Raw genomic sequence first — 26820 nt, 5'->3', positions numbered from 1 at the left:
TTTGTGTTTGATTTGTACGACATAAAGGTCGTCTGAAAATGCTTGAAGTTGCCGGTTGTGGTTGTTCACTTTAATCAGGCTTCGTTTTCAGACGACCTGCTATTACAATCACGTTTTATTTTAGAGAAGAATTTATGCGTCATTTTTTATCTGTAATTTTGTGCTCATGTTTCCTCGCTGCGTGTTCCACTCCTATGGCTCCTCAAGATATTTCTGCCGCTTCCGCCCGTTGGGCGACTTTGGTAAAGCAAGATGCTAATTTGTACCGTATTGATGATAAGCTTTACCGCAGTGAACAGCCGGTTGCGGAAGATGGGGAGCTGATTGAGCAACTCGGTATCCGTAGCGTGATTAATTTGCGATTTTTTGATCGGAACGACAACGAAACACATTTAAAAGGCCGCAATTTGATGCTGCTGAACCGTCCTTTGTTGACGTGGAAAATTAAGCCTAAAGATGTCGCGCAAACGCTTTTCTTAATTGAAAAGCAGCAAGAATACGGTCCTGTATTGGTTCATTGTTATCATGGTGCTGACCGTACGGGTTTGATTTCCGGAATGTACCGTATTATTTATCAGGGTTGGTCGGTGGAAGAGGCTAGGTTGGAAATGCAACACGGGCCTTATGGTTATCATAGTATTTGGAAAAATATTGAGAATTTGTTTACCGAAGAAAAGGTGCAGGAGGTACGCGAACATTTGGAACGTTTGCGAAAAGAGGGATGATGTTGAATGTAAGGTGAGGTTGAATTAGGCGCTTCAGAATGATAACGGTGTTGGTTTTAACTTATTTTTATCATTTTCTTGCGCTTGTGACATTGTGTTTGGCGTACACTTGCCGGTCTATTCAAGCTAAGAACGATTCTTATGTATCATGGTGAACGCTTTAATGCGTATACTCATTTAATCGGTACCATGCTGGCTGTTGCCGCATTGGTGCTGATGATTATCAAGGCTGATGATTCATATCAGCTTGCCAGTGCGATCACTTATGGCGTTTGCCTGTCTTTGCTTTATCTGGGCTCAACGCTATACCATAGTATTCCTCAACCTAAAATTAAGGCTGTCTTGCAAAAAGTGGATCATTGCATGATTTATCTGTTAATTGCAGGCAGCTATACCCCGTTTACCTTGATTCCTCTTAAGGGAGAATGGGGTTGGTCGATTTTCGGTGTGTCGTGGGGCTTGGCATTTTTAGGGATTATTCAAGAGCTTACGATAGGGAGAAAGAGTGAAAAACGGCTGTTGTCCATGATTATTTATGTGGTAATGGGATGGTTGATTTTGGTTGCTTTATTTCCATTGGTTCAATCGCTTTCATCTGCCGGACTGTTTTGGCTTGCGTTGGGCGGTGTATTGTATAGCGTCGGTATCTATTGGTTTGTGAATGATAAAAAGATTAAACATGGTCATGGTATTTGGCATTTGTTTGTTCTTGGTGGAAGCTTGGCTCAATTTATCTGCATCTATTTTTATGTACTTTAAGAGGCTGACGGTTTACAGAAGTTATTCTAAGGTTTTGGTTGTAGGGTGGTAACCGAAATCTTATCTGTGATTGAATTTGTTGCAGAATGATAGAAAGATGATGTAAAAAAATCCCCACTGAAAAGTGGGGATTTTGTTTTGCAATTCTTTTGCTTAACCTTTACGGGCAGGTAATTTTTCTTTAATGCGGGCCGCTTTACCGGTCAGACCGCGCAGGTAGTACAGTTTGGCGCGACGAACGTCACCGCGGCGTTTTACTTCAATTTTTTCTACGGTAGGGGAGTAGAGTTGGAAAGTACGCTCAACGCCTTCGCCGCTGGAAATTTTGCGAACGATGAAGTTGCTGTTCAAGCCGCGGTTACGACGGGCGATAACAACGCCTTCGTAAGCTTGCAGACGGCTGCGTGAACCCTCTACTACGCGTACGGAAACGACTACGGTGTCGCCCGGTGCGAATTCGGGGATGTCTTTGTTCAGGCGAGCAATTTCTTCTTGCTCTAATTGTTGAATCAGGTTCATTGTTTTTCCTAAATTATGATTGGATTTCCTGTTGCTCTTGCAAGATTTCTTTTAAGAGGCGGGATTCCTTTGGGATTAAACTGCGCTTTTCCAGTAGGTCTGGTCTGCGCTCCAGGGTGCGCCGCAGCGATTGTTTCAACCGCCATTCGGCTATCAAGCCATGATTGCCCGAACGCAATACGTCGGGAACAGTCATGCCTTGGAATTCTAAGGGTTTGGTGTAATGGGGGCAGTCTAGCAGGTCGTCTGAAAATGAGTCCTGCTCGGCTGACTGTATATCGCCCAATACGCCGGGTATCAGTCTGAGTACGGCATCCATCAGTATCATGGCGGGCAGCTCTCCGCCGGAGACAACAAAATCGCCTATGCTGATTTCTTCATCTACGCTGCTTTGCAACAGGCGTTCGTCAATTCCTTCGTATCGTCCGCAAAGCAGTATGAGATGCGGAGATTTCGCAAGTTCTACGGCTTTTTTGTGGGTCAGCGGTTGACCTTGCGGGCTAAGATAGATGACTTTTGCAGGAACTGAAGATGTTTGTTTTGCTTCTTCTATCGCTGCTTGCAGCGGCGGTGCCATCATAATCATTCCCGGACCTCCGCCAAAGGGGCGGTCGTCAATATAGCCGAGTTTGTTGTCGGCGAATTTGCGAGGATTGATGGCTTGGAATTGCCAAAGGTTTTGTTTTTTTGCGCGACCGGTTACGCCGTATTCGGTGATGCTGTCGAACATTTCGGGGAAGATGGTGATGGCTTGTATCAACATCAGTAGTCTAAGCCCCAGTCGGCGGTAATGGTTTTGCTTTTGGTATCGACGGCTTCAATGTAGTTGGATACGAACGGGATCAGGATTTGACCATGTTCTCCATTAATCATCAAAACATCGTTGGCACCGGTTTCCATCAGGTTTGTGACTTTGCCGAGCACGATATCGTCTTTGTTGACAACAGTCATGCCGACTAAATCTGCCCAATAGTATTCGCCTTCCTCGGTAGGGGCGAATTCTTCTCGGGGGATTTCGATGGTATAGCTGCGCAGGGCAAAAGCCTGATCGCGATCGTCTATGCCTTCGAATTTGACCTGAAGCTCTCCGCTGACGATTTTGCCGGCTTCGAGTGTCACATTCAGTGTTTTACCGTCTTTGCTTAACTGCCACTCAGGGTAGTCCAGGAGGCTGTCGGCGTATTCTGTATTGGCGGCTATTTTGAGCCAGCCTTTGATGCCGAATACGCCTTTGATGTAGCCCATGGCTACCCGTTGTCGAGTGTCGGTCATAGCAAGATTAGCCGGTGATTAAGCAGCAGCTTTTTGTTCTTTGATCAGTTTTGCAACTGCGTCACTAACTTGTGCGCCTTGAGCGATCCAGTGGTTCAGGCGGTCGGCTTGGAGGCGTACGCGCTCTTGTTTTTCATTGGCAACAGGGTTGTAGAAGCCAACGCGCTCGATGAAGCGGCCGTCGCGACGGTTGTGGGAGTCGGCAACGACTACGTGGAAGAAGGGACGGTGTTTAGAACCACCGCGAGCCAAACGGATAACTACCATTTTGAGTCCTTTTGAGAAAATCGGATAGATAAGAAACCGCTAATTTTAGGACATTTTGCGTTGTTCATGCAAGTTTTTATTTGTTTTTGTTGCTGTTTTGCGGAGTGGTCAGGCTGAGGCGTGCTTGGCACAAAGTGTTGTCTTCTTCGGAAGGTGTGATGGTAAAGCCTGATTTTTCAGCAAGTTTAAGCATAGGGGTGTTGGATTTGAGTATTTGGGCGCTCATGACGCGGTAGCCTTGTTGTGTTGCCGATTGGATAATCAGCTTCATCATTTCCACTGCCAACCCTTTGCCGCGTACGTTTTCAGCAAGCGTGATGCCGAATTCGCATTCATTGCGGTTGATACGGCTGAAGCGGCTGACGGCGACGATGAGGTCGTCTGAATTGCGTGCCGTCCATGCGGCTTCGCTGTGGTAGTCGAGTTTGCTGAAGCGTGCGAGGGTGGGGATGGGCAATTCGTTGGTGTGGGTCATGAAACGGGTGTAGCGCGCTTGCGGAGAAAGGCTGCGGACGAATTGTTGCTTGGCTTCCGCGTCTTCGGGAGTGAGGGGGCGGATGGTTACGGTTTCGCCGTTTTTGAGGGTAAGCGTGGAAGGATGCTCGGTCGGGTAGGGGGCGAGTACGTTTTGGATGGGGGCTTCGCTTTCAGTTTTTGCGCCCAAAAGTTCGGCGGCGGCTTCGCCGGTATTGCGGAGGAACTCGGCGGCAGCAGGATTTTTGCTGCGCAGGTATTCCGCTGCGGTCTGTACTTTGGCGGCGGCTTGTTCGAGCTTGAGGGTGGCTATATTGGTTGGTTTGTTTTTCGGGGAGGGACGTTCGTCAGCCTGCAATACAAAGTCACTGCTGTATTGGTCGCCGTTGAGGTTGAGCAGGATTTCGCCGATGTATTGCTGCCGCTGGCTGAGTGTGTTTAAGGTGTGCAGGAGTTGGTTGAGAATATGCGTGTTTTCAAGTTGGGCGAAATGGGCGATGTGTTCAATGTCCAGCGTAGAAAACGGCGGGAGCGCGGCAGTGGTTCTGCCTTGATGGCATACGGTCAGGATGTCGCCATAGACGGTATGGCGTTGAAAACGGAATTGCACCGCGTTATGCGTGGTGTGCTGATAAGCGGGCAGGCACAGGGCTTCGGCAAGCAAGGGGAGGTCTTTTGAAGCGAGGGCTTTGGTAATGTTTCTTGCTTGCGGGGTTTTCAGACGACCTTTTTTAGGCGTGGCGATGCGTAACTGCTCTTTTTGTAGTTGGTCGGCAATGTTTCGGAACGATAAGGCTTGCAGGGCTTGTTCAGGACGGTCGAAATGCAGGAGGTCGTCTGAAAAGCGGCTGCTGACAAGTAGGGGTTTGGCAGTGTGTTTCGCCAGCATGCTCAGGGTGCGGGTCAGATTTTTTTCGTCAGGGCTGTCGGTCGGGGAGACGATGGCGAGCAGGGCTTCGGTATGGGTGTTTTGAAGTTGTTGGCTGGCGATGCTGTGGTAATGCGCGGGCGTGGGTGTGCTGCCGATGTAACCTTGGCGGATGTTTGGCTGCTCGGTGGGGAATTGGAGTTTTAGGTTTTGAGGCGCGCAGGTTTCCAACCACTCGGCAGGGGTATTAGACAGGATGTCGATACTGTTCAGAGGGGGGAGATCGGATAAACGTGCGTGCAGGGCGGCTTCGAGTTCGCTGCTGCTGAATGTGGCGAGGAAGTTGCAATGACGCGCAAGGCAGCGTAACACGGCTTTTTCAGTGTCGTCTGAACAGTGGGTAACGTGGAGGATGAGCGGGGTGTGGCGGGCGAAATGGCGGATGGCGCTGAACAGGTTGCGTTGGTTTTCGGCTGGGTTATGCTCGATGACGGCAACTTTAGTATGGCGGTTGTGGCCGAAACGGTTGAGCCAGTCGGCGGAAGTGGTGGGGCTGAGCGGATAGTTGAGACTGATGTGGCGCGAAATGCCTTGTCCCATTTTTTGCAGCATGAGGTTGATTTCGCTGCTGACGGAGGCGTGTCCGGTCAGAAGGGCGGTGTAGCCTGCCGGATGGTCGGGTTGGGAACTGATGTTGAGGCTTTGCGATGGAAGCTGTACGCCGGCGGGGCTGCACACGCTGATGTTGAGCTCGTCGCCGTGGTGTTTTTTGATGGCGGCTTCGGCGGTGTGCCATTCGTCGTCGGACAGGCTTTCCCAGTCTTGGATGAGGATGATGTGGCCGAACTGTTTTTTGCGGCAGGATTTGAACAGGGCGTCGTAGCTGTCAGGCGGCGTTACGGCGATGACGAGGTCGGCGCTGCCCGGGATTTTGTTGAGATTGGTGTAGGAGGTGAGTCCGGCAACTGTGCGGTGGCGTAGGTTGACGGGTGTGATTTGACCTTGAAACGGTGCGCTCAGGAGGTTGCTTAGGATGCGTTCGCCCAGGCTGTATGGGCGTTCGCTCGCGCCCACGAGGATGATGTGGTTGGGCATGAAGAAGTAGCTGGACATGGATTGGGCGGACATGGTGCCTCCTTTTCGGTGTGAGGATGGTGCGTTTCAGACGACCTTTCGGGCGGTTTGGGTTGGAAGGGTTGCCGTGTGTAAATGAACCGGATTCGGTGTTTATTATTTGTTTTTGTTGTAAATGAAAAGTTTGTTTGCTGCTTGGTATGGCGAACATGCAAACTATAAATGATTTAATTATTTATATGAATTATATATGACAAATGGCATAAAAGGTCGTCTGAAAGGCGGGAACGTAAGGGTTTGTTCTTTTCAGACGACCTTTTATAGGCTTGGGGTGTGGCAATTTGTTTACAAGCCCCGATTGGCAACATTCATGGTCAAGTGGTTTTAGGATGCGGCTTTTCTGCTTTGCCGTTCACTTTCTTTTTGGGCAGGATAAAGTGCATTTTCAAACCATTCGGCTTGATGTTTTCAGCCATGATTTTGCCGTTGTGCTGCTCCATGATGTGCTGAGTCAGGGCAAGACCCAAGCCTGTGCCTGGTTTGCTGGCGCTGGAGTCGGCACGGTAAAAGGCGGTGAAAATGTGCGGCAGTTGCATTTCGTCCACGCCTGGACCGTTGTCGGTAACGTCCACAATCCAATGTTTGCCGTCTTGTCCGATATTGACGCGGATGGTGCTGCCTTCGGGGCTGTAATTGATGGCGTTGCGGATAACGTTGTCAAACGCGCGGTACAAATAGCCTTCGTTGGCGCAGACCGTGGCATTTTCGGGGATTCTGGGTTCGACCGAAAGGGTAACGCTTTGTTTGTTCTGCTGAGCGATGCTTTGGTTGTCTTCCACGATGTTTTTCAGGAAAGGGACGAGTTTCAGGCTTTCTTTTTCCAGCGGGATGTTGGATGTTTCCAAACGGGAAAGCGTCAGCAACTCGCCGACCAAGGTATCCATGCGGGTCAATTCGCCTTCCAGCCTTTTCAGGTATTGCTCCTGCTTTTGCGGCTGTGCCTGAATCAGTCCGACAATCGCCTGCATACGCGCCAAGGGAGAGCGCATTTCGTGGGAGACGTGATGAAGCAGGTGGCGTTCTTTGGCAACGAGTTTTTCCAGTTTTTCCGCCATTTTGTCGAACTGGATGGCAAGGTGGGACAATTCGTCGTCGCGGTCATCCACTTGCTGGGAAATACGGGTTTCAAGTTCGCCGTTTGCCACCCTGTCCATACCGCTGCCCAAGATCTTGATGGGTTTGGTGATGTTGCTGGCGAGGATGTACGCCATCAACAGACCGACGACGATGATGAAGGATAGGATGATAAATTCGTGCCAAATCGGGGCGAGCGGCAGACCCGGGATGAAGAGCGGGCTGGGTAGGCGTTGCGCCTGATGGCTGTCCCAACCTTTGATAAAGAAGAGGTATTCTTCGCCGAAACGGTCGTATTCGATGTGCGCCAAATCGGAATTGGGATTATTGATGGCAAACACGCGGGCGCGTTCGATGGTGTGTCCGTCGATATTGCGGTCGAGGATGTCTTTTTTCTCGTCGCCCAAAATGACGTAAACGGAATTGGAGACGGGGCTGTCTTCCCATTCCGCCAAAATTTCGCGCGCACCGCTGTCCCCGCGCGCCCTAAAGGCGGAGAGGATGCTGTTCATCAAAGTGGTTTCGATGGTGCGGCGTTGGTTGAATTGGTTTTCGGCAAGGGTATTTTGCACCAGCCAAAAAGAAAAACTCGCCACAAAGATTGCGCAGACGATGACTGCGCAAAATGTGGCGAAGATGCGTTGAAACAGTTTCATTGATCTGTTTTATCTTTAGTTTTTAACAAACAGGTAGCCCAAGCCCCGTACGGTCTGAATCAGCGAGGCATCGCCCAATTTGTGGCGGATGCTGGAGATATGGACGTCGATGCTGCGGTCGAATTTTGCCAGTTTGCGGTCGAGTGCTTCGATGGACAAAGTTTCTTTGCTGACGACTTGTCCGGCATGGCGCATCAGGACTTCGAGCAGGTTGAACTCAGTGCTGGTCAGCTCAAGCGGAGTGTCTTTGATGGTTGCCTGACGTTTGGCAGGGTAGAGTACGACATCGCTCACGGAAATACTGTTTGGCGCGTTGTTCGGCTCGCCGCTTTGTTGAGCACGGCGCAGGATGGCGTTGATGCGTGCCAACAGTTCGCGCGGGGTGCAAGGTTTTGGAACATAGTCGTCCGCACCCATTTCCAATCCGATGATGCGGTCGATATCGTCGCCTTTGGCGGTCAGCATGATGATGGGAACGGTGCTTTGGGAGCGGACGTTTTTCAATACGTCCAAGCCGTTCATTTTCGGCATCATGGAGTCTAATACGACAACATCGTACTGGCCGGTCAGGATTTCGTGTACACCGGCTTCGCCGTCCGGAACGCTGTGGACGTTCAATCCTTCGGCGGTGAGGTATTCGGTGAGCAATTCGGTCAGCAAAGCGTCGTCATCTACGAGTAATACGCGACTCATGGGATTTCCTTTTCGTGATTGTATGCGCTGCGCAAACCCGAAATAAACGGGTGCGGCGGATAGTGATGGCTAATCTTAACACGCATTTTGAGTTTTTTGATAGCTTGTTTTCCTATGCTTTTGCGCTTTTTTGCATTGCAGGGACGCTGTCTTTACATTTTCAGACGACCCCTGTACCAAATCCCCAAAATATACGCCGGATACGCGTCAAACGGACGGCAAAATAATGCCGGTAAAGGCTGCGTTCGAGAAAGGACGGAGTGATTCTAAAACAGGTCGTCTGAAAACGTATTCGGGCTTTCAGACGACCTGTTTGATGTTAGAATGATTGCTTGTATTTTATGAATGAATCACAAGGGGCTTGTCGATATGTCCTTATCCATTGACGAACAGCTTTTGCCGCACCGCAATGCCATCGATGAAATCGATGCCGAGATTTTGCGCCTGTTGAACGAGCGCGCAGGCCATGCGCACGCCATCGGCGAATTGAAAGGAACGGGCGCGGTGTACCGTCCCGAGCGCGAAGTAGCGGTATTGAGGCGGATTCAGAGTTTGAACGAAGGCCCGCTGCCTGACGAGTCCATCGCAAGACTGTTTCGCGAAGTGATGAGCGAATGCTTGGCGTTGGAGCGTCCGCTGACGATTGCCTACCTCGGTCCGCAGGGAACGTTTACCCAACAGGCAGCCATCAAACATTTCGGCCATGCCGCCCATACCGCCGCATTTCAGACCATAGACCAATGTTTTCGCCAAGTCGAAACGCGGCAGGCGGATTATTTGGTCGCGCCGGTTGAAAACTCGACCGAAGGTTCGGTCGGACGCACTTTGGATTTGCTGGCGGTAACTGCATTGAAAGCCTGCGGCGAAGTCATTGTCCGCATCCATCACAACCTCTTGCGTAAAGGTACGCATGAATTGGGCGGCATCACAAAAGTCTTCGCCCACGCCCAAGCGCTTGCGCAATGCAACGACTGGCTCGGACGCAACCTGCCCAATGCCGAACGCATCGCCGTTTCCAGCAACGGAGAGGCGGCAAGACTGGTGGCAGAATCAGACGACTCCACTATCGCCGCCATCGCGGGGCGTACCGCAGCGGATATTTATCATTTGAACTATGTCGCCGAATGTATCGAAGACGAACCGAACAACACCACGCGTTTCTTGGTTATGGGGCATCAAGATACCGGCAGCAGCGGCAACGACAAAACCTCGCTGGCAGTCTCCGCGCCCAACCGCGCCGGCGCCGTCGCCGCGCTGTTGCAGCCGTTTACCGAATCGGGCATTTCAATGACCAAGTTCGAAAGCCGCCCGAGCAAATCCGCGCTGTGGGAATACCTGTTCTTCATCGACATCGAAGGACATCAAAACGACGAAAAAGTCCAAAACGCACTGCGGCTTTTGAGCGAACGCGCATCGTTTGTCAAAGTCATCGGTTCCTATCCGGCAGCCGTTTTGTAATGTAGTAGGAATGAAGAAGGTCGTCTGAACATTCAGACGACCTGTTTTTTTCACTAGACAAGGGTCGTCTGAAATATTGAACACATTTTTTCAGAATTAATCAGACTTCGGTATGGATGCCGCGCTTTTTAAAGGATGCTTTTACACGCTCATGCCAGTCTTTGATAATCTGTGTGGTTTTTACCTCATCGTTGGCGCAGCGGTTTAATGTACCCATCGGTTGAGGCAGGGTTTCGCCATTGATTGCCCAATCCAATATACGGACGGGACGGCGGTTTTCTATCCATTTGGTACGCTCATCTTCATCGCTTTCGCGTGGTACGAAATATGCGCCGCCGATGATTTGAACCAATGCAACCAATTTACTGCCGCGTTTGATGGCGACGATGTCGTTTACCGTCATTTCGTTGATAAATGTACTAATCGTCTCACGACCACCTTCCCACTCTCCCATACCGATAAAGCCTCGGTGTTCCAAAATCCAGTCGATATAGCCGCTGAATTTTTCCAATTCGTCTGTTGGATGCATCTGCATATGCCAATAATTGTTTACGGTCATTGTTTATTCCCTTAGTTGCGGATAAAGAGTTTGGCAGTATAAACGACTTTTTAATCCGTGTGAAAGGTCGTCTGAAAGCCGTTACACCTTCAATTTGCAACATTTCCTTCAACATGACCATTCCATTGGTCAGCCCACTCTTTCAATAAACGGTGGCGTTTTTCAAATGTCCGACGCAAAGTTGGTAATCCGATTAGCCAGTCAACCGTTTTTCCCAGCCCGAAAGTAAATTCCACCGTATCCGTTACACAAGTACGCCCACCGGAAGATTTGAATTCATGCGTATGGCGGAAGGCGCGGTAAATCCCTTTTAACATTAAGTCAGTAAACGATTGGTTCGGTTCAAGCGAAATGACTTCGGCACGATGCCGCAACCAAATCCCGCAAACTCTGTATCTGAAATCCAAAATATCTCCCCGCGCCCAGTATTCCTTTTCAGACAGCCATTGCACGTCAAACGGAAACTGACGGGCAAATCCATGTCGGGAAGTGCAGTAGCGGAATATCGGTTCGAGCGGCGCATCCAGCCAGACGCTGCGGGTGTAAGTCAGCATGATATTGACCGTTGTGGGTAAAGATGGGGATATTGATAAGAGTGGTGCAGTTGGTATCAGTTCATAATGGCATTGAACGACGTGGGTTGGTTTTGTATAGATAAAGGGATAAATAAAGGTCGTCTGAAAATTTTCAGACGACCTTTATGATGAATCGCGGCGACAGGTTCAAATTATTCTTGGCTGATGGGTTCGAAGCCCGGGCAGTCTTCATTATTTTTGGAATTGCTTGCCCAGAAGATGCCGTCGCTGTTGAGGTAAACGGAGCAGGTCTCGGTGGACTTGTATTCGTCTGTGGGTTTGGCTTCGAGGATGTATCTTGAGGAGGCGGAGTTTACGATTTTTTTATCGTTGTCGTCCGGGCCTTCGAAGTTGAAGATGGAGATATTGAAATATTGGTTTTGAACCAAAGGAGGCAACGAGGGATTGCCTGCTTCGGCTTTTACGGTCACATGCTGGGCATAGTAACGCTCGAGGTTTTGGGCGTTGATCAGCAGCTCGGAGCGGACGCTTTCCAAGCGTGTTTTGCGGACGTAGCGTTGGTAAGAGGGATAGCCGATCGTCGCTAAAATCGCGATGATTAGGACGACAACGAGTAGCTCGGGGAGAGTAAAACCTTGTGATTTGTTTTTCATAGTAAGTGTCATTGTGTTGTTATATTTATCATGCCGGGTCGTCTGAAAGGTTCAGGGGAGAGGCTGTTGTGGTATTCGATAGATGTTGAATTATAGTTCTTTTCTCTTGTTTTGAATGTTTGGATAAATATTGAGATTGGGAAAATATGTAAATACGTTGAAATATTCTGGAAAAGGGTTTTGATTATTTTTATTTAAAACAATAAGTTGGATTTTAGTTTGGTTGGTTATTGTCTTGGCTGGGGTGGATGTTTACAGTAAAATTTGTCCGTTTTCAGCGTTTTCGGCGGATAAGTGTTGGGATTATGCGACATGAATCGGGTGCCGGATTGAACAGATGAAATGGATGAATCAGAAAGTCAGTTATGGCAAAAATTATTAATAAATGGACGGTCGGAATAACGGTTGCTGCGGTGCTTGGGTTTGCTGCGTGGTCTTATTTCCAGCCCGAACCTCAAACTTCTTACATCACGGAAACGGTCAAACGCGGCGACATCAGCCAGACGGTATCCGCTACGGGCGAGATTTCGCCGTCGAACTTGGTGTCGGTGGGCGCGCAGGCTTCGGGGCAGATTAAGAAGCTGTACGTCAAGCTCGGACAGCAGGTTAAAAAGGGCGATTTGATTGCGGAAATCAATTCGACCACTCAGGTGAACACGCTGAATACGGAAAAATCCAAGCTGGAAACGTATCAGGCGAAGTTGGTTTCCGCCGAAATCGCGCTGAACAGCGCGGAGAAGAAATACAAGCGCGAGGCGGCCTTGTGGAAGGAAAACGCGACGTCCAAAGAGGATTTGGAAAGTGCGCAGGATGCGTTGGCTGCGGCTAAGGCAAACGTTGCCGAGTTGAAGGCTTCTATCAGGCAAACCAAAATTTCCATCAATACCGCCGAATCGGAATTGGGCTATACCCGCATTACTGCGACGATGGACGGTACGGTGGTGGCGATTCCGGTGGAAGAAGGGCAGACGGTGAATGCGGTGCAATCCACGCCGACGATTATCCAGTTGGCGAATCTGGATACGATGTTGAACAAAATGCAGATTGCCGAAGGCGATATTACCAAGGTCAAAGCGGGGCAGGACATTTCGTTTACGATTTTGTCCGAACCGGATACGCCGATTAAGGCGAAGCTCGACAGCGTCGACCCGGGCTTGACCACGATGTCGCTGGGCAGCTACACCACCAGCACGGACACGACTTCTAATGCGATTTACTATTACGCCCGCGCTTTGGTGCCTAATCCCGACGGCAAACTTTCTATCGGGATGACGACGCAGAACACGATTGAAATCAACGGCGTGAAAAACGTTTTGCTCGTGCCGACGCTGACGATTAAAAAACACGACGGCAAATCGTTTGTCAGCGTTTTGGGCGCGGACGGTAAAGCTTCGGAACGCGAGATTACGGTCGGTCTGAAAGACAGTATGAATACCGAAGTGAAAAGCGGTTTGAAAGAAGGCGACAAGGTGGTGATGTCGGAAATGAGCGCGGCGGAGCAGGCTGAAGCGGCGCAACGCGCCATGCAGGGTCCGCCGAGATAAATAGGCAACAGGTCGTCTGAAAGTTTTGTTTCTGAGCAGAATCCCCTTTCAGACGACCTTTCCACTCCATACATCATTATCGGTCGGAAACACTTATGAGCTTAATCGAATGTAAAAACATCAACCGCTACTTCGGCAGCGGCGCGAACCGCGTTCATGTTTTGAAAGATGTCAGCCTGTCGATAGAGAAGGGCGATTTCGTCGCCATCATCGGGCAGTCCGGTTCGGGCAAATCCACGCTGATGAACATCCTCGGCTGTTTGGATAGCGCGACTTCGGGTTCGTATCAAATCGACGGCATCGAAACCGCCAAAATGGAGCCGGACGAACTGGCAGCATTGCGGCGCGAACGTTTCGGCTTTATTTTCCAACGCTACAACCTTTTGGGTTCGCTGACGGCGCGGGACAACGTCGCCCTGCCTGCCGTGTATATGGGCATGGGCGGCAAAGAGCGTTCTAATCGTGCGGAAAAACTGTTGCAGGACTTGGGTTTGGAAGGCAAGGAAGGCAACAAACCCAGCGAACTTTCCGGCGGTCAGCAACAGCGCGTCTCCATCGCCCGCGCCCTGATGAACGGCGGCGAAATCATCTTCGCCGACGAACCGACCGGCGCGCTCGATACCGCCAGCGGCAAAAACGTGATTGAAATCATCCAAAAGCTGCATAAGGAAGGGCATACCGTGATTATGGTGACGCACGACCCCGGTATCGCCGCCATCGCCAACCGCATCATCGAAATCCGCGACGGCGAAATCATCTCCGACAGTTCAAAAAATCCCGAAATCCCCGAAAGCAAAATAGAACGCATCAAAGAAAAATCTTCGTGGCTGTTTTATTACGACCAATTCGTCGAAGCCTTCAAAATGTCGGTGCAGGCGATTATGGCGCACAAAATGCGTTCGCTCCTCACCATGCTCGGCATCATCATCGGCATTGCCTCGGTCGTGTCCGTCGTCGCTTTGGGCAACGGCTCCGAGAAAAAAATCCTCGCAGACATCAGCGCGATGGGGACGAACACCATCAGTATTTTCCCCGGACGCGGTTTCGGCGACAGGCGCAGCGGCAGGATTAAAACCCTCACCATTGACGACGCAAAAGTTATCGCCAAACAAAGCTACGTCGCTTCCGCCACGCCGCAGACCACCTCCGGCGGCACGCTGACCTACCGCAATACTGACTTGTCCGCCTCGCTTTACGGCGTGGGCGAACAATATTTCGACGTGCTCGGGCTGAAGCTGGAATCAGGCCGCCTGTTTGACGAGAGCGATGTCAAAGAAGACGCGCAAGTTGTCGTGATCGACCAAAACACCAAAGAAAAACTCTTTGGCACAGACGTCAATCCCTTGGGCAAAACCGTCCTCTTCAACAAACGCCCGCTGACCGTTATTGGTGTGATGCAAAAAGAGGAAAACTCCTTTGGCAACGCCGACGTATTGATGCTTTGGTCGCCCTATACGACCGTGATGCACCAAATTACCGGCGAGAGCCACACCAACTCGATTACCGTCAAGATCAAAGACGACGCCAACACCCAAGTCGCCGAAAAAGGACTGACCGAGCTGCTCAAAACGCGGCATGGTACGGAAGACTTTTTCATGAACAACAGCGACAGCATCAAGCAAATGGTTGAAAGTACCACCGGCACGATGAAGCTGCTGATTTCCTCCATCGCCTTGATTTCGTTGGTGGTCGGCGGCATCGGCGTGATGAACATCATGCTGGTGTCCGTAACCGAACGCACCAAAGAAATCGGCGTGCGCATGGCGATTGGCGCGCGGCGCAACAACATCCTGCAACAATTCCTGATCGAAGCGGTCTTAATCTGTATTATCGGCGGCTTGGTCGGAGTAGGGCTGTCCACGCTCATCAGCCTTGTGTTCAACCATTTCGTCACCGAATTTCCGATGGAAATTTCCATCGGTTCCGTCATCGGCGCGGTTGTCTGTTCGACGGCTATCGGCGTAGCGTTCGGTTTTATGCCCGCCAACAAAGCCTCCAAACTCAACCCGATTGATGCCTTGTCTAAGGATTAAAGTTTCAAACGACCTCCAAACCCAAAAGGTCGTCTGAAAATACAGTTTGGCTATTGTCATCACAATGAATATATAGTGGATTAAATTTATAGTGAATTAACTTTAAATCAGGACAAGGCGACGAAGCCGCAGACAGTACAGATAGTACGGAACCGATTCACTTGGTGCTTCAGCACCTTAGAGAATCGTTCTCTTTGAGCTAAGGCGAGGCAACGCCGTACTGGTTTAAAGTTAATCCACTATATTTCAGACGACCCCTCCCGAAACAGGCATCTCAAGCCTTCAATACAAGGAAACCTATGGACGTTTACGCAACATACACAGCCCATCCGCAAAGCGGCATCGAACAAATCAAAGCCTCCGCCGGCACGCCTGCCGCCGTAGCCGAATGCAGCGCAGGCAAACTCTGGGACGCGCTGCATTTCGTCCTGACCGGCAAAGGCTCGGACGATGCCGACGCGGCAAACCCGTTGAGCAAAGCCATGATTGGCAACACCCTGCGGCAGGACGAAGAAGCGGGTGAACACATCGGCTGGATTGGCGATACCGAAACCGCCGAAATAGCCCAAGCCCTGAAGCAAACCGACTTCGCCGCGCTGCTCGACGGCAAAACCGCCGCAGATTTTCAAAACAACCAAATCTACCCCGATATTTGGGGCGACGAAAAAGCCTTTGCCGAAACCCGCGCAGAATTGGCGCAGCGGTTTCAAGAACTCGCCGCGTTCTACCAAGCCGCCGCCGAACAGCATTGCGGCGTCGTGGTCAGGATTTCATGATTTCAGACGACCTTTTTGAATGGGAAGAGGTCGTCTGAAAAACGGATTCAACGGCGAAAGGCATATGAATAATTGATTTAATTGAATTTTATTGAAATGAGTAATACGAATTACGTTTGTTTTTCCTGCCGCACCGCCGTGCGCCGTCCGAAACGCTATTTCCGCCCCCAAGACAGCAGTTCGCCCCGTTGTTCGCAGTGTGCCAAACCATGTGTGGAGCTGTCCGATAGAATTCCGCTTCCGTCGAAGCATAAAACCAAAGAATGGCAGAAATTGCAGCAGGATTTGTGGCGGCAACAGTTGCAAATATTGGAGAGACAGCAACGCTCCAGAGTCAGATATAAGCATGAACTCGAACACGAAGCCGATCGGTTGGAGCGTAAACTGCAAGAGCCGATGCATCCGCAAACTGCCAAACAGTTAAAACGTCTTCTGAAAAATTGTTTGAAGAACTTAGAACAAGTCAAATGACTGAGCAAGAACTGGTGCGCCGTTTCCATCAGGCTTTAACCGATATTTCCACCCTTGCGGAAGCCATTGGCGAACTGCATTGGAAAAGGGCTTTTTTTGATAAGGCGGCGCGGACGCTCGAAAACGAATCCATGCCTTTTGAAGAACGGTTGCGGCTTGCCTGCGAACAAAGCCACGTTTTCGGCGGCATGGGTTCTTGGAATGACTCCCCGCCGTTCTCCGCCCACGAACACGGCTTGTCTGATGAATTTGAAAAGACCACTTCGGCTTTGTATGAAATACGTTCGACGGCAATGGCGCATTTAAGGCGGAAGAGCGTGAAGTAGCGTGGGCTTCGCCCACGAAAACAAGTTCATACATCCGGTTGCAGGTTTTCAGACGACCTCCAAACCAAAGGCTAAAACATGAGTCCCGACAAAGTACGACGAAGCAAGCTGAACACACTGACCGACCTGCCCAATGTCGGCAAAGCCGTGGCGGAGGATTTGGTTTTGCTCGGCATCACGCAGCCGCAGGATTTGGCGGGGCAGGACGCTTACGAAATGTACGACCGCCTGTGCAGCCTGACCGCAACCCGACACGATCCCTGCATGATTGATATTTTTCTGTCGCTGGTTGATTTTATGCAGGGGAACGAACCGAAGCCGTGGTGGCATTTTACGGAACAGCGAAAAGCGTTTTTAGCCGATAAACATAGTGGATTCAAATAAAAATACCCATGCCTGTCATTCCCGCGCAGGCGGGAATTCAGACCTAGGCATTTAAAGAATATTTTGGGATGCTGCAATTTCAAACCTCTAGATTCCCGCCTGCGCGGGAATGACGGCAAATGGCACTTCCAATATTGTTCAGACGACATCCCAACCAACCCTCCATGCCGTCTGAAAATTTAAACCGAAAGACACAACATGCAGAAAAAACCTTTTTTTCAGACGGCATTATCCCTGTCGCTCGCCCTAGCCTTAAGCGCGTGCGCCGTCCACAGCACCGACCAAAACCTCACACTCGAATCGACGGGGCAGGTCATGAGCGCGGCGGAAACCGCCGAACGCTACGACGTGAACGGCAACTGGTGGGAAATCTACCAAAGCCGGCAGCTCAACGCTCTGATGGCGCAGGCTTTGGAAAACAATATCGATTTGAAACAGGCGGCCATCAGCGTCAATAAAGCCCTGTATCAGGCGAATATTTTGGGGGCGGATTTGGTGCCGTCGTTCAGCGGCTCGTTGAGTGCGTCCACATCCAAAAACCTGAAAACCGGCAGCCACGGCAACACCTTCAGCAGCCAGCTCGGCTTGAGCTACGAATTGGATTTGTGGCGCAAACTCAGTGCCACCGCCGACGCGCAAGTCTGGGAATACCAAGCCACGCGGCAGGATATGGCGAACACGCGCCTGACTTTGATCAACAATGTCGCCGACGCCTATTTCAATATCGCCTATCTCAACGAAGCCATCGAATTGGCACAAAAATCCCTCAAACAATATCAGGAAATCAACCGCATTGCCGATGCCAAGTTCCGCTACGGCAGAGCCGATTCCAGCCAGCCGACGCAGGCGAAACAATCGCTGTTGAGCGCGCAAAACAACCTGATTTCCCTGAAAAACAGCCTCGACACGCAAAAACAGGTTTTACGCAACCTGCTCAACCTCAAACCGAACGAAGCCATCGCCGCCGACCCCGCGCAATACCGACTGCTGCCCGTCAAAGGCGTGAACCTCGACGTACCGATTACCGTGTTGGCGAACCGCCCCGACCTGCGCGCCGCCGAATACCGCCTGCAATCCTCGCTCCAGTCCGTCAAAGCGCAAAAACGCAGTTGGTATCCCTCGATTACATTGGGCGCGAGCTTGAGCACGTCGTCTGAAAAAGCCAAAAGCGCGTTTAATATCCCGCTGCTGGGCGGCTCCGCCACCATCAACCTGCCGTTCCTCAACTGGCAGACCATGAAGTGGAAAGACAAAACCGCCCAAGCCAATTTCGACAGCGCCAAACTCGATTTTGAAAAAGCTCTGACCACCGCGCTGAACGAAGTCAACACCAACTATCTCGCCTACCAAAACGCCCAAGCCGCGCTTAACAACCAAGAGCAGCGTTACGCCTTGGACAAGAAAAACAGCCGCTACTACCAAGTGCGCTACCAACACGGTAAAAACGAGCTGAAATACTGGCTGGAAGCGTTGAGTACGGAATACGGCTCCGCCCAAAACGTGCTGAACCAGCGGTACGAGACGCTGAAATACGAAAACATGGTGTATAAAGCGATGGTGGGTCGTTATACGCCGAAGTAGGGCGGTCGGCTCAAGAGGTCGTCTGAAAACTGAAAAAAAGCGGTTTTCAGACGACCTTTTTGACGGCTTGTCGGAAACAAGCCGCCGATTTTTTCGTTTGTGCAGTAAAGACGTCGGTAATGTCCCGTTGCGGTTTAAATTTGCTGTAAAAATCGAAACGCCTCGGAAAAGCAAAAAATTTGAGTTTGGATATCGTTTTTTAGAAATTTGAATTTTATTGAAAATAGCTTGATAAACAAAAGGATATGTGCTTTTTGTGGAATTGTTGGATGCAATCGCGTATAATTTTGCGATTGTTTTATTCTGCAATTTCAGGCAGTGGATTGTCTGGGATGCTTATAGGAGCCCAATACCATGATGATATTATATTCAGGCATTACATGCCCGTTCAGCCAACGCTGTCGCTTCGTCCTGTACGAAAAAGGCATGGATTTTGAAATCAAAGACGTTGATATTTTCAATAAGCCCGAAGATCTTGCCGTAATGAATCCGTATAACCAAGTCCCCGTTTTGGTTGAGCGTGATTTGATCCTCTATGAATCCAATATCATCAATGAATACATAGACGAACGTTTCCCTCATCCGCAACTGATGCCCGGCGACCCCGTGATGCGCGGCCGCGGACGATTGGTTTTGTTCCGCATGGAGAAAGAGCTGTTCAGCTTGGTGCATGTATTGGAAAACCCGAATTCCACCAATAAAGAAATGGCGAAAGCGCGCGAAGCCATCGGCAACGGTCTGACCATGCTCGCGCCTGCGTTCACCAAAAACAAATACATTCTCGGCGATGATTTCTCAATGATTGACGTGGCGCTGTCTCCGTTGTTGTGGCGCCTCGACCATTACGACATCAAACTCGGCAAATCTGCCGCGTCATTGCTGAAATACGCCGAACGTATCTTCCAACGCGAAGCCTTTATCGAAGCCATGACCCCTGCTGAGAAGGCCATGCGCCGTTAAAGGCCGAAAGGATTCATCATGACGACATCTACCAAGCCTTATCTGATTCGCGCTTTGTACGAATGGTGTACGGACAACAATCAAACGCCGCATATTGTCGCATGGGTAAACGAACATACCCGCGTCCCCATGCAGTATGTTCGCGAAAACGAGATTGTCCTCAATATCGGACCGACTGCCAGCCATAATCTGAACATCGACAACGATTGGATCAGCTTTTCAGCCCGCTTTGGCGGCGTGGCGCACGATATTTGGATTCCGGTCGGACACGTTGTCAGCCTGTTTGCCCGAGAAAGCGGCGAAGGCATGGGATTTGAAGTCGAACCCTATGAGCCTTCCGATAAAGAACAACTGGAACAGGAAACTGAAAGCAAACAAGAAACCGATGCGCCGGCAAAATCCGGCAAGGTGCTGAAGTTTGTGAAATAGGTTGGAAATGTAAAAGGTCGTCTGAAACTTGTGGTTTCAGACGACCTTTTTGAATGAGGCGAATCAAAGCTATTGCCAATCCTGATCCGCTTGTCTCATCGTTCAAGCATTTCTCGGGTAACTAAGGGAATAAAATCCAAATTGCTGTCCACAGAGGCGGATAGCTTTTCGGGCAGACTGGGAGCTGCATCGTGGTGAAAACAGGCAAGATTGAGATGTAGGAAAACGTTGCGTTGTTTACACCACAGATTGAGAAAAATAAGCCTGCAAGACCTCAAACGGCGTATCGCCGTTCAAACTGCGGTGCGGCTTCACAGTGTTATAGAAATTAACAAAGCGGCACAACTCCTTTCGCCGGTGTTCCGGACTGTCAAACAACTGTTTCTCATGCCACATCTCCATCAGGGTGCGGATAACCCGTTCCGCCTTACCGTTGGTCTGCGGACGGGCAACCCGGGTAAACTTTTGACCAATCCCGTTCTCATAACAGGCTACACCGAAAGCATGGTTAGCCGAGCCTTTATATTCCGTACCGTTGTCGGAGTAAACGCACTCAATCAGGTATGGACAGGGATCAATCAGGTGTTCGGTCAGAAACTTGACGGCACTGTCTGCGGTTTTGTCCGGCAAAATGGCGGCGTATAGCTCCCTTGAGAAGTCGTCAATGGCGACAAACAGGTAATCCCGCTTATCGGTAGCTTTCTGCCCTTTGAGCAGCGGCAGCCGTTTGGTATCGAGATGTACCAGCTCTCCGGGGTAGGATTTATTGTAGCGTTTGGCCTGCCTTTTGAGTTTTTCCTGAATGCCGCGTTCTACCTTGGCCAGGCGTTTCATTCCGTACTTTGCCTGTTTGAAACGGTTGTTGGTACTGGTTTGGGGTTTGAGCAGTCTGCCTCTTGCGGCTTTAAGTGCGCGGTAAATGGTGACGCGGCTGACTTGGTAGCGGCGTGCTAGGGAGGTGACGCTTTCCTTCCCCTGCGTGTAGGCCAGCCAAATGGCTTGGCGGTGGTGCGGGGTGAGACGGGTGTTTTTGTGCATGTTCATGTTTCAGTATTCTCCTGGAAATACTGTAAACAACGCTACTAGTTTCTACAATTGAGATCTACGCCCGATAGGCTTTCGGGGCGGCGGAAGAAGTTGTCTTCCTGATAGCGGTGGGAAGCAAACCAATAGCAACGATAATCCATACGCTCAAAATGGCGGATTAAATCGAGGCAGTTGTCAGGCTGAGCCTCTGCAAAAATGATTGGTTTATGCTGTTCAATCAGGCGTTTTGCGCCGTTGAGTACATGGCTTTCAAAGCCTTCCGCATCGATTTTCAGCAAATCCAGAGCATTGAGTTTTTGAAGCTCGGGATGTCGGTCTAATGCAGTAAGGCGTATGGTTTCGTTGTAGCGGATACCGTCAAAGCTGGATTCGGTGTCAAAACCCTTGTCCAAAGAAAAACTACCGTAATTCCACTCTGTTTCATAATCTGAAGAGGGAATCTCCAGCCAAGCGTTTTCATCGCCCACGCCTTTTTGATAGGCGTAAACATTGGTCAGACTGTTGAGTGATATATTGGCACACAGAGTTTGGAAAATCACCCGCTGCGGCTCGAAACAGAATAGTTTGCCGCGCTCGATATGTCGGGCGATGGGAATTGCGTACATACCAATATTTGAGCCGACTTCGACGACATTGCTGTCGGCACGAAGATTGTTTAGAAGAAAACGGACTTCCAAATCCGACCATTCGCCATAAGCCTGCGCGTATCGGCTGATGAAGTCGCCTTCGATTAAGTTAAACATGCCTCTTTTGAGCATATGTAAAGACGTCCGCATGATGATGCCCTTTAAAAAATAATGGATTGATTTGATACTTTGAAAATTATAGTGGATTAAATTCAAATCAGGACAAAGCGACGAAGCCGCAGACAGTACAGATAGTACGGCAAGGCGAGGTAACGCCGTACTGGTTTAAAGTTAATCCACTATATTTTCTTAATGCGTGTATCAGGCTGCTCCGCCGGGGTTTAAATTTTGCCTATCGAATCAAGCCTGACAGTGTAGTCGAGTTAAGTCGAAGCCGACAAACCATCGGTATTCTAATAGAAAAGGTCGTCTGAAATTAAGTTTTCAGACGACCTTTTTAGTGTGTCAAACCGCTGTTAGGAAACCACTTCGCCTTGGGCGCGTTGTTTGTCGATGCTGCGGTTGATGTGCCATTGTTGGGCGATGGTCAGGAGGTTGTTGACTACCCAGTACAATACCAGACCGGCGGGGAAGAAGAAGAACATGGCTGAGAAAACCAGCGGCATGACTTTCATCATTTTTGCCTGCATCGGGTCGGTCGGCGGCGGGTTGAGGAATGTTTGGGCAAACATCGTTACCGCCATAATCACGGGCAGGATGTAGTAGGGGTCGGAGCGGCTAAGGTCGGTAATCCAGCCCAGCCAAGGTGCCTGACGCAATTCTACGGAGGCGAACAATGCCCAGTACAAGCCGATGAAGACGGGGATTTGCAACAGCATGGGCAGACAGCCGCCCAGCGGGTTGATTTTTTCGTCTTTGTAAAGCTGCATCATGGCTTGCTGTTGCGCCATACGGTCGTCGCCGTATTTTTCTTTGATGGCTTGCAGTTTGGGCGCGGCGGCGCGCATTTTTGCCATCGAGCGGTAGGATGCGTTGGTCAGCGGGTAGAGTACGGCTTTGACGATGATGGTCAAAACGACGATTGCCCAGCCCCAGTTGCCGATAATGTTGTGCAGTTGGTTCAGGAGCCAGAAGAGGGGGGAGGCGAACCAGTGTACTTTGCCGTAGTCTTTTGCCAGTTGCAGGTTGTCAGCGATATTGGCGATAACGGATGTGGTCTGCGGGCCGGCGTAGAGGTTGATGGAGGCTTCAGATTTCGCACCGTTTTGGATAGCGGCAAGGGGAACGCTGACGCTGGTGCTGTACAGGTTGTCGTTGCGGCGTTTGATGTCGATACGGCAGTCGCCTGCGGCGCAAACGCTTTGTCCGCCTTTGGGTTGGAGGATCCAGGTGGACATGAAGTGGTGTTCAATCATGCCGAGCCAGCCGGTTTGGGTTTTGCGGGCGTATTCGGCTTCGTTTTTGCCTGATTTGGCATCGTCGTCCAAGTCGGAGAAGCTGACTTTTTGGAATTTGTCTTCAGGAGTGTAAACGACGGGGCCGACGAAAGAGCGGGTAAAGTAGCCTTGACCTTCAGGTTCGCTGTGGTCGCGTACGATGCGGTAGTCCGCGCTCAGGTTGGCGGGCTTGCCGCTGGTGTTGGTGATGTCGAAACGGACGTTGACGAGGTAACTGTCTTTGGTGAAAGTATAGACTTTGTCGATTTTCAGTCCGTTTGTTTCAGGCGCGCTCAGGCGGACTTCGACTTTGTCGCCGTTGAGGCCGTATTCTTTTTGCGCTGCGGTAAAGTTGACGCCTTTGAGGATGTTGTTGCCTTGTGCATCCAAAAGCTCGGACTGGGCAACGTAGGTGTATTCTTTACTGTCGTTAAACAGGGTGAATGCTTTGTTTTCGTCGCCATTTGCTTTGTATTTGAGCAGGGTCATTTGACGCAGGTCGCCGCTTTTTTCGTCGATGACGGCTTTGACCGTGTCGGTCGTTACGGTAATCGGCGTTGCGGGGGCGAGTGCGGCTTCAGCGGCAGCGGTTGCGGCGGTTTGCTGCTGTTGCTGTTGCTGCGCGGCTTGTTGTGCCGGATCGGGTTTGGGGCTGGGGAAGAAATGTTCCCAGCCGGCAAAGATTGCCAGCGAGATGGCAAAAAATGCCACTAGTCTTTTAAAATCCATAAGAGATTCCTGGAATTGACGGGTATGTAATGGAGATGAAAACTGCTTCAGACGGCATTATATAGAAACCGACGGGAAATTAAAGGAAATCAAGTTATCCGAATGATTTGGATTACGGGACGGGGTCGTGTCCGTGTCCGCCGAAAGGGTGGCAGCGGGCGATGCGTTTGACGGCAAGCCAGCCGCCTTTGAATGCGCCGTATTTTTTGACTGCCTCGACCGCATATTGCGAACAGGTCGGGGTATAGCGGCAGCGCGGCGGTATCAGCGGGCTGATAGCGTATTGGTAAAAACGGATCAGCGCGAGGATGAATTTGGACAACAGGGTGTTCATCAGCGTTTGCACATGAGTTGCGCCAATTGGTTTCGGGCTTCGGCAGCGTTTTGCCGATTGAATGCCAGACGGACGCGTACGACGAAATCATGTGGTGGCAGGCTGTTTTTGTTCAGTCTGAACCAGTCGCGGATGACGCGCTTCATATAGTTGCGCTCATGTGCGCGTTTCGCTGTTTTTTTGCTGACGACCAAGCCGAGCCGCGGATGGTTCAATCCGTTGTCGGCAGATTGGGAGACTTGCAGCAAATCGCGGCTGCGCCGGTTTTTGAACGCAAAAACGGATGAAAAATCATCCGTTTTTAATAAGCGGTACTGCTTTCCGAAGCGGTAGTCCAAAATTACACTGCCAAGCGTTTGCGGCCTTTGGCGCGACGGGCTGCCAATACTGCGCGACCACCGCGGGTTTTGGAGCGAACCAGGAAGCCGTGGGTGCGTTTGCGTTTGGTAACGGAAGGTTGATAAGTGCGTTTCATGATGTTTCCTAAAAAATCGGTAGATAAATAAACCGTGAATTACACTCTAATTTTCATCTTTTGTCAATCTCGGTTGAGTAAATGGATATGGCGCGCGGGGTGGTTCGGTTTGCGGATTTGCGCGGCGCTTTGTGGATAAAATTTCCGGCGGGTTGTGGATAAAGTTGGTCGGAGTGGGTATAATCGGCAATCCCTGTCCCTTTGTCGGGCGATAGGTCGTCTGAAAATGTTGATATGGATTTATCGTGATGATTTTCCAAAAATAGTTTAATTGTATTTTCAGACGACGTTTGGTTTGGCGGATAGGGTTTGTGCGGTATTTGCGACACTTTTCCCGTCGGGCTGAAACCGCATTTTCAAAGGCTGCAATTTCCGACGGTTTCTCTCTGTTTCTTTCCAACGATTTCCACGACTCGAGCTTATTCATGACGCTAGCAGAATTTTGGCCGCAGTGCCTCCGCCGACTTCACGATATTTTGCCTGCCGGGCAGTTCGCGCAATGGATTGCGCCCTTGACCGTGGGCGAGGAAAACGGCGTGTGGGTGGTTTACGGTAAAAACCAGTTTGCCTGTAATATGCTTAAAAGTCAGTTTGCTGCCAAAATCGAAGTGGTGCGCGCGGAATTGGCTCCGCTGCAGGCGGCTTTTGCGTTTAAGGCGGGCGTGGGGCAGCATTATGAAATGGCGGAAAATGCAGGGACGGTTGCGCCTGAACAAGCCGCGTTGACGGAAGAAATGCCGAAAGTGGACGCGCAAGAATCTTTTTCGGACGGGACGTCGTCTGAAAACTCAGACAGACCTTCCGTTGCGAAAACAGCGGCGGATATTTTGGCGCAGCGCATGAAAAACCTGCCGCACGAAAACAAGCAGCCTGCCGCCGCGCCCGCAGAATCCAAAGCCGTTGCCAAAGCCAAAACGGAAGCGCAACGCGATGCGGAAGAAGCGCGTTACGAACAGACCAATCTGTCGCGCGACTATACATTCGATACTTTAGTAGAAGGTAAGGGCAACCGCCTTGCCGCCGCTGCCGCCCAAGCCATTGCAGAGAACCCGGGGCAGGGCTACAACCCGTTTTTCCTGTACGGCAGCACGGGTTTGGGTAAAACCCACTTGGTGCAGGCCATCGGCAACGAACTGCTGAAAAACCGTCCTGACGCCAAAGTGCGCTATATGCATTCAGACGACTATATCCGCAGCTTTATGAAGGCGGTGCGCAACAATACTTACGATGTGTTCAAGCAGCAATACAAACAATACGACCTGTTGATTATCGACGACATCCAGTTCATCAAAGGCAAAGACCGTACGATGGAAGAATTCTTCTATCTGTACAACCATTTCCATAACGAGAAAAAACAGCTCATCCTCACTTGCGACGTATTGCCTGCCAAAATCGAAGGCATGGACGACCGCCTCAAATCGCGTTTTTCATGGGGTTTGACTTTGGAACTCGAGCCGCCCGAGCTGGAAATGCGCGTGGCGATTTTGCAGAAAAAGGCAGAAGCGGCAGGCATCAGCATTGAAGACGAAGCCGCATTGTTTGTTGCCAACCTGATTCGTTCCAACGTGCGCGAACTGGAAGGCGCGTTCAACCGCGTCAGCGCCAGCAGCCGCTTCATGAACCGCCCCGTCATCGACATGGATTTGGCGCGCACGGCTTTGCAGGACATTATCGCCGAAAAACACAAAATCATTACCGCCGACACCATTATCGACGCGACTGCCAAATATTACCGCATTAAAATCAGCGATATACTTGGCAAAAAGCGCACGCGCAACATTGCCCGTCCGCGTCAGGTCGCCATGAGCCTGACCAAAGAGCTGACCACCCTCAGTCTGCCGTCCATCGGCGACGCGTTCGGCGGACGCGACCACACGACCGTCATGCACGGCGTGAAAGCCGTCGCAAAACTGCGCGAAGAAGATCCCGAGTTGGCACAAGATTACGAAAAACTCCTGATTCTGATTCAAAATTGAGCCAGAACCGGCTTTCAGACGACCTATCTCTTAAAAGGTCGTCTGAAAACACAAATACACTTTGATTTTAACGGCGGCGAATCAA

Annotated in this window: 30 protein-coding genes; 13 read left to right on the top strand and 17 right to left on the bottom strand. The window is 50.6% G+C overall.

Annotation, left to right across the window (positions count from 1 at the left end):
* Positions 1-134: 134 nt before the first annotated feature.
* Together ACMYUL_RS02405 and trhA are read left to right on the top strand one after the other, a co-directional pair.
* Entirely contained in the window at positions 135-725 is a 591-nt protein-coding gene (locus ACMYUL_RS02405) for a tyrosine-protein phosphatase (RefSeq protein ID WP_070514385.1), read from the top strand.
* 141 nt (positions 726-866) lie between these two features.
* The gene (trhA, locus tag ACMYUL_RS02400; RefSeq protein ID WP_070514386.1) at positions 867-1484 is read left to right on the top strand and encodes a PAQR family membrane homeostasis protein TrhA; all 618 of its coding nucleotides are present in this window, start codon (positions 867-869) and stop codon (positions 1482-1484) included.
* 153 nt (positions 1485-1637) lie between these two features.
* Here trhA and rplS read toward each other — a convergent pair whose 3' ends face one another.
* From rplS to misR, 7 genes are all read right to left on the bottom strand, one after another.
* Positions 1638-2003, bottom strand: coding sequence for a 50S ribosomal protein L19 (gene rplS, locus ACMYUL_RS02395; RefSeq protein ID WP_003740828.1), 366 nt, complete (start codon positions 2001-2003; stop codon positions 1638-1640).
* Between the two features lie 13 nt (positions 2004-2016).
* The gene (gene trmD, locus ACMYUL_RS02390; protein ID WP_070514387.1) at positions 2017-2766 is read right to left on the bottom strand and encodes a tRNA (guanosine(37)-N1)-methyltransferase TrmD; all 750 of its coding nucleotides are present in this window, start codon (positions 2764-2766) and stop codon (positions 2017-2019) included.
* Positions 2766-3275: a ribosome maturation factor RimM gene (gene rimM, locus ACMYUL_RS02385; RefSeq protein ID WP_415771870.1), complete on the bottom strand. Its 510-nt coding sequence runs from the start codon at positions 3273-3275 to the stop codon at positions 2766-2768. Before rimM ends, trmD begins: the two co-directional genes overlap by 1 nt.
* 18 nt (positions 3276-3293) lie before the next feature.
* Positions 3294-3542, bottom strand: coding sequence for a 30S ribosomal protein S16 (gene rpsP, locus ACMYUL_RS02380; protein WP_003740833.1), 249 nt, complete (start codon positions 3540-3542; stop codon positions 3294-3296).
* Between the two features lie 76 nt (positions 3543-3618).
* Positions 3619-6012, bottom strand: coding sequence for a GNAT family N-acetyltransferase (locus ACMYUL_RS02375; protein ID WP_415771868.1), 2394 nt, complete (start codon positions 6010-6012; stop codon positions 3619-3621).
* Between the two features lie 320 nt (positions 6013-6332).
* Positions 6333-7748 carry a sensor histidine kinase gene (locus ACMYUL_RS02370; RefSeq protein ID WP_070514390.1) on the bottom strand — a complete coding sequence of 472 codons (1416 nt, stop codon included), beginning with the start codon at positions 7746-7748 and terminating at the stop codon, positions 6333-6335.
* 15 nt (positions 7749-7763) lie between these two features.
* Positions 7764-8441 (bottom strand): two-component system response regulator MisR, encoded by a 678-nt coding sequence (gene misR / locus ACMYUL_RS02365; RefSeq protein WP_003740839.1) that lies wholly within the window; start codon positions 8439-8441, stop codon positions 7764-7766.
* 369 nt (positions 8442-8810) lie between these two features.
* Here misR and pheA point away from each other — a divergent pair, with 369 nt between their 5' ends.
* Positions 8811-9899: a prephenate dehydratase gene (gene pheA, locus ACMYUL_RS02360; RefSeq protein WP_070514391.1), complete on the top strand. Its 1089-nt coding sequence runs from the start codon at positions 8811-8813 to the stop codon at positions 9897-9899.
* Positions 9900-9999: 100 nt separating this feature from the next.
* Here pheA and ACMYUL_RS02355 read toward each other — a convergent pair whose 3' ends face one another.
* The 3 genes from ACMYUL_RS02355 to ACMYUL_RS02345 all read right to left on the bottom strand — a co-directional run bounded on the left by ACMYUL_RS02355 (position 10000) and on the right by ACMYUL_RS02345 (position 11647).
* Positions 10000-10458, bottom strand: coding sequence for a pyruvate kinase (locus ACMYUL_RS02355; RefSeq protein WP_070514392.1), 459 nt, complete (start codon positions 10456-10458; stop codon positions 10000-10002).
* A gap of 89 nt (positions 10459-10547) precedes the next feature.
* Positions 10548-11012 carry an SRPBCC family protein gene (locus ACMYUL_RS02350; RefSeq protein WP_070514393.1) on the bottom strand — a complete coding sequence of 155 codons (465 nt, stop codon included), beginning with the start codon at positions 11010-11012 and terminating at the stop codon, positions 10548-10550.
* Between the two features lie 173 nt (positions 11013-11185).
* Positions 11186-11647, bottom strand: coding sequence for a type IV pilin protein (locus ACMYUL_RS02345; RefSeq protein ID WP_070514394.1), 462 nt, complete (start codon positions 11645-11647; stop codon positions 11186-11188).
* A 365-nt stretch (positions 11648-12012) separates the two neighbouring features.
* Here ACMYUL_RS02345 and ACMYUL_RS02340 point away from each other — a divergent pair, with 365 nt between their 5' ends.
* The 9 genes from ACMYUL_RS02340 (at position 12013) to ACMYUL_RS02300 (ending at position 20151) form a co-directional block, all read left to right on the top strand.
* Positions 12013-13191: a MacA family efflux pump subunit gene (locus tag ACMYUL_RS02340; protein ID WP_070514395.1), complete on the top strand. Its 1179-nt coding sequence runs from the start codon at positions 12013-12015 to the stop codon at positions 13189-13191.
* A gap of 95 nt (positions 13192-13286) precedes the next feature.
* On the top strand, positions 13287-15224 hold the full coding sequence (locus ACMYUL_RS02335; RefSeq protein WP_070514396.1) for a MacB family efflux pump subunit: 1938 nt from the start codon (positions 13287-13289) through the stop codon (positions 15222-15224).
* A 299-nt stretch (positions 15225-15523) separates the two neighbouring features.
* Positions 15524-16000, top strand: coding sequence for a DUF1877 family protein (locus ACMYUL_RS02330; RefSeq protein ID WP_415771863.1), 477 nt, complete (start codon positions 15524-15526; stop codon positions 15998-16000).
* Between the two features lie 96 nt (positions 16001-16096).
* The gene (locus ACMYUL_RS02325) at positions 16097-16471 is read left to right on the top strand and encodes a hypothetical protein (RefSeq protein WP_415771861.1); all 375 of its coding nucleotides are present in this window, start codon (positions 16097-16099) and stop codon (positions 16469-16471) included.
* Positions 16468-16797: an NADH dehydrogenase gene (locus tag ACMYUL_RS02320; RefSeq protein ID WP_070514400.1), complete on the top strand. Its 330-nt coding sequence runs from the start codon at positions 16468-16470 to the stop codon at positions 16795-16797. The genes ACMYUL_RS02325 and ACMYUL_RS02320 overlap by 4 nt, the downstream gene beginning before the upstream one ends.
* Positions 16798-16875: 78 nt before the next feature.
* The gene (locus tag ACMYUL_RS02315; protein WP_070514401.1) at positions 16876-17181 is read left to right on the top strand and encodes a helix-hairpin-helix domain-containing protein; all 306 of its coding nucleotides are present in this window, start codon (positions 16876-16878) and stop codon (positions 17179-17181) included.
* Positions 17182-17379: 198 nt separating this feature from the next.
* A complete protein-coding gene (locus ACMYUL_RS02310) occupies positions 17380-18762 on the top strand; it encodes a TolC family protein (protein ID WP_415771858.1) in 1383 nt (460 codons plus the stop codon).
* 354 nt (positions 18763-19116) lie between these two features.
* Positions 19117-19722, top strand: coding sequence for a glutathione S-transferase N-terminal domain-containing protein (locus ACMYUL_RS02305; RefSeq protein ID WP_415771856.1), 606 nt, complete (start codon positions 19117-19119; stop codon positions 19720-19722).
* Positions 19723-19740: 18 nt separating this feature from the next.
* On the top strand, positions 19741-20151 hold the full coding sequence (locus ACMYUL_RS02300; protein WP_070514403.1) for a ClpXP protease specificity-enhancing factor: 411 nt from the start codon (positions 19741-19743) through the stop codon (positions 20149-20151).
* 237 nt (positions 20152-20388) lie between these two features.
* Here the strand turns inward: ACMYUL_RS02300 and ACMYUL_RS02295 are convergent, their stop codons facing one another.
* The 7 genes from ACMYUL_RS02295 to ACMYUL_RS02265 all read right to left on the bottom strand — a co-directional run bounded on the left by ACMYUL_RS02295 (position 20389) and on the right by ACMYUL_RS02265 (position 25186).
* Positions 20389-21195, bottom strand: coding sequence for an integrase core domain-containing protein (locus tag ACMYUL_RS02295; protein ID WP_415771854.1), 807 nt, complete (start codon positions 21193-21195; stop codon positions 20389-20391).
* 38 nt (positions 21196-21233) lie between these two features.
* Complete coding sequence (locus tag ACMYUL_RS02290; protein ID WP_415771852.1) at positions 21234-21974, bottom strand: FkbM family methyltransferase; 741 nt, start codon at positions 21972-21974, stop codon at positions 21234-21236.
* A gap of 326 nt (positions 21975-22300) precedes the next feature.
* Positions 22301-23950 (bottom strand): membrane protein insertase YidC, encoded by a 1650-nt coding sequence (yidC, locus tag ACMYUL_RS02285; protein WP_342031172.1) that lies wholly within the window; start codon positions 23948-23950, stop codon positions 22301-22303.
* Positions 23951-24062: 112 nt separating this feature from the next.
* Positions 24063-24284 carry a membrane protein insertion efficiency factor YidD gene (yidD, locus tag ACMYUL_RS02280; RefSeq protein ID WP_003741200.1) on the bottom strand — a complete coding sequence of 74 codons (222 nt, stop codon included), beginning with the start codon at positions 24282-24284 and terminating at the stop codon, positions 24063-24065.
* Positions 24284-24622: a ribonuclease P protein component gene (rnpA, locus tag ACMYUL_RS02275; RefSeq protein ID WP_070514073.1), complete on the bottom strand. Its 339-nt coding sequence runs from the start codon at positions 24620-24622 to the stop codon at positions 24284-24286. Before rnpA ends, yidD begins: the two co-directional genes overlap by 1 nt.
* Before the next feature lie 2 nt (positions 24623-24624).
* Positions 24625-24759, bottom strand: coding sequence for a 50S ribosomal protein L34 (rpmH, locus tag ACMYUL_RS02270; RefSeq protein ID WP_002214728.1), 135 nt, complete (start codon positions 24757-24759; stop codon positions 24625-24627).
* Positions 24760-24805: 46 nt separating this feature from the next.
* The gene (locus ACMYUL_RS02265) at positions 24806-25186 is read right to left on the bottom strand and encodes a hypothetical protein (RefSeq protein WP_342031173.1); all 381 of its coding nucleotides are present in this window, start codon (positions 25184-25186) and stop codon (positions 24806-24808) included.
* Here ACMYUL_RS02265 and dnaA point away from each other — a divergent pair.
* On the top strand, positions 25185-26735 hold the full coding sequence (dnaA, locus tag ACMYUL_RS02260) for a chromosomal replication initiator protein DnaA (protein WP_342031174.1): 1551 nt from the start codon (positions 25185-25187) through the stop codon (positions 26733-26735). The two genes, ACMYUL_RS02265 and dnaA, sit on opposite strands and share 2 nt — an antisense overlap.
* The last annotated feature ends 85 nt before the right edge of the window (positions 26736-26820 follow it).

It is taken from the genome of Neisseria sp. CP9, from assembly GCF_047758525.1.
Taxonomy (GTDB): domain Bacteria; phylum Pseudomonadota; class Gammaproteobacteria; order Burkholderiales; family Neisseriaceae; genus Neisseria.
This window is presented reverse-complemented; position numbering and strand designations above follow the sequence as displayed.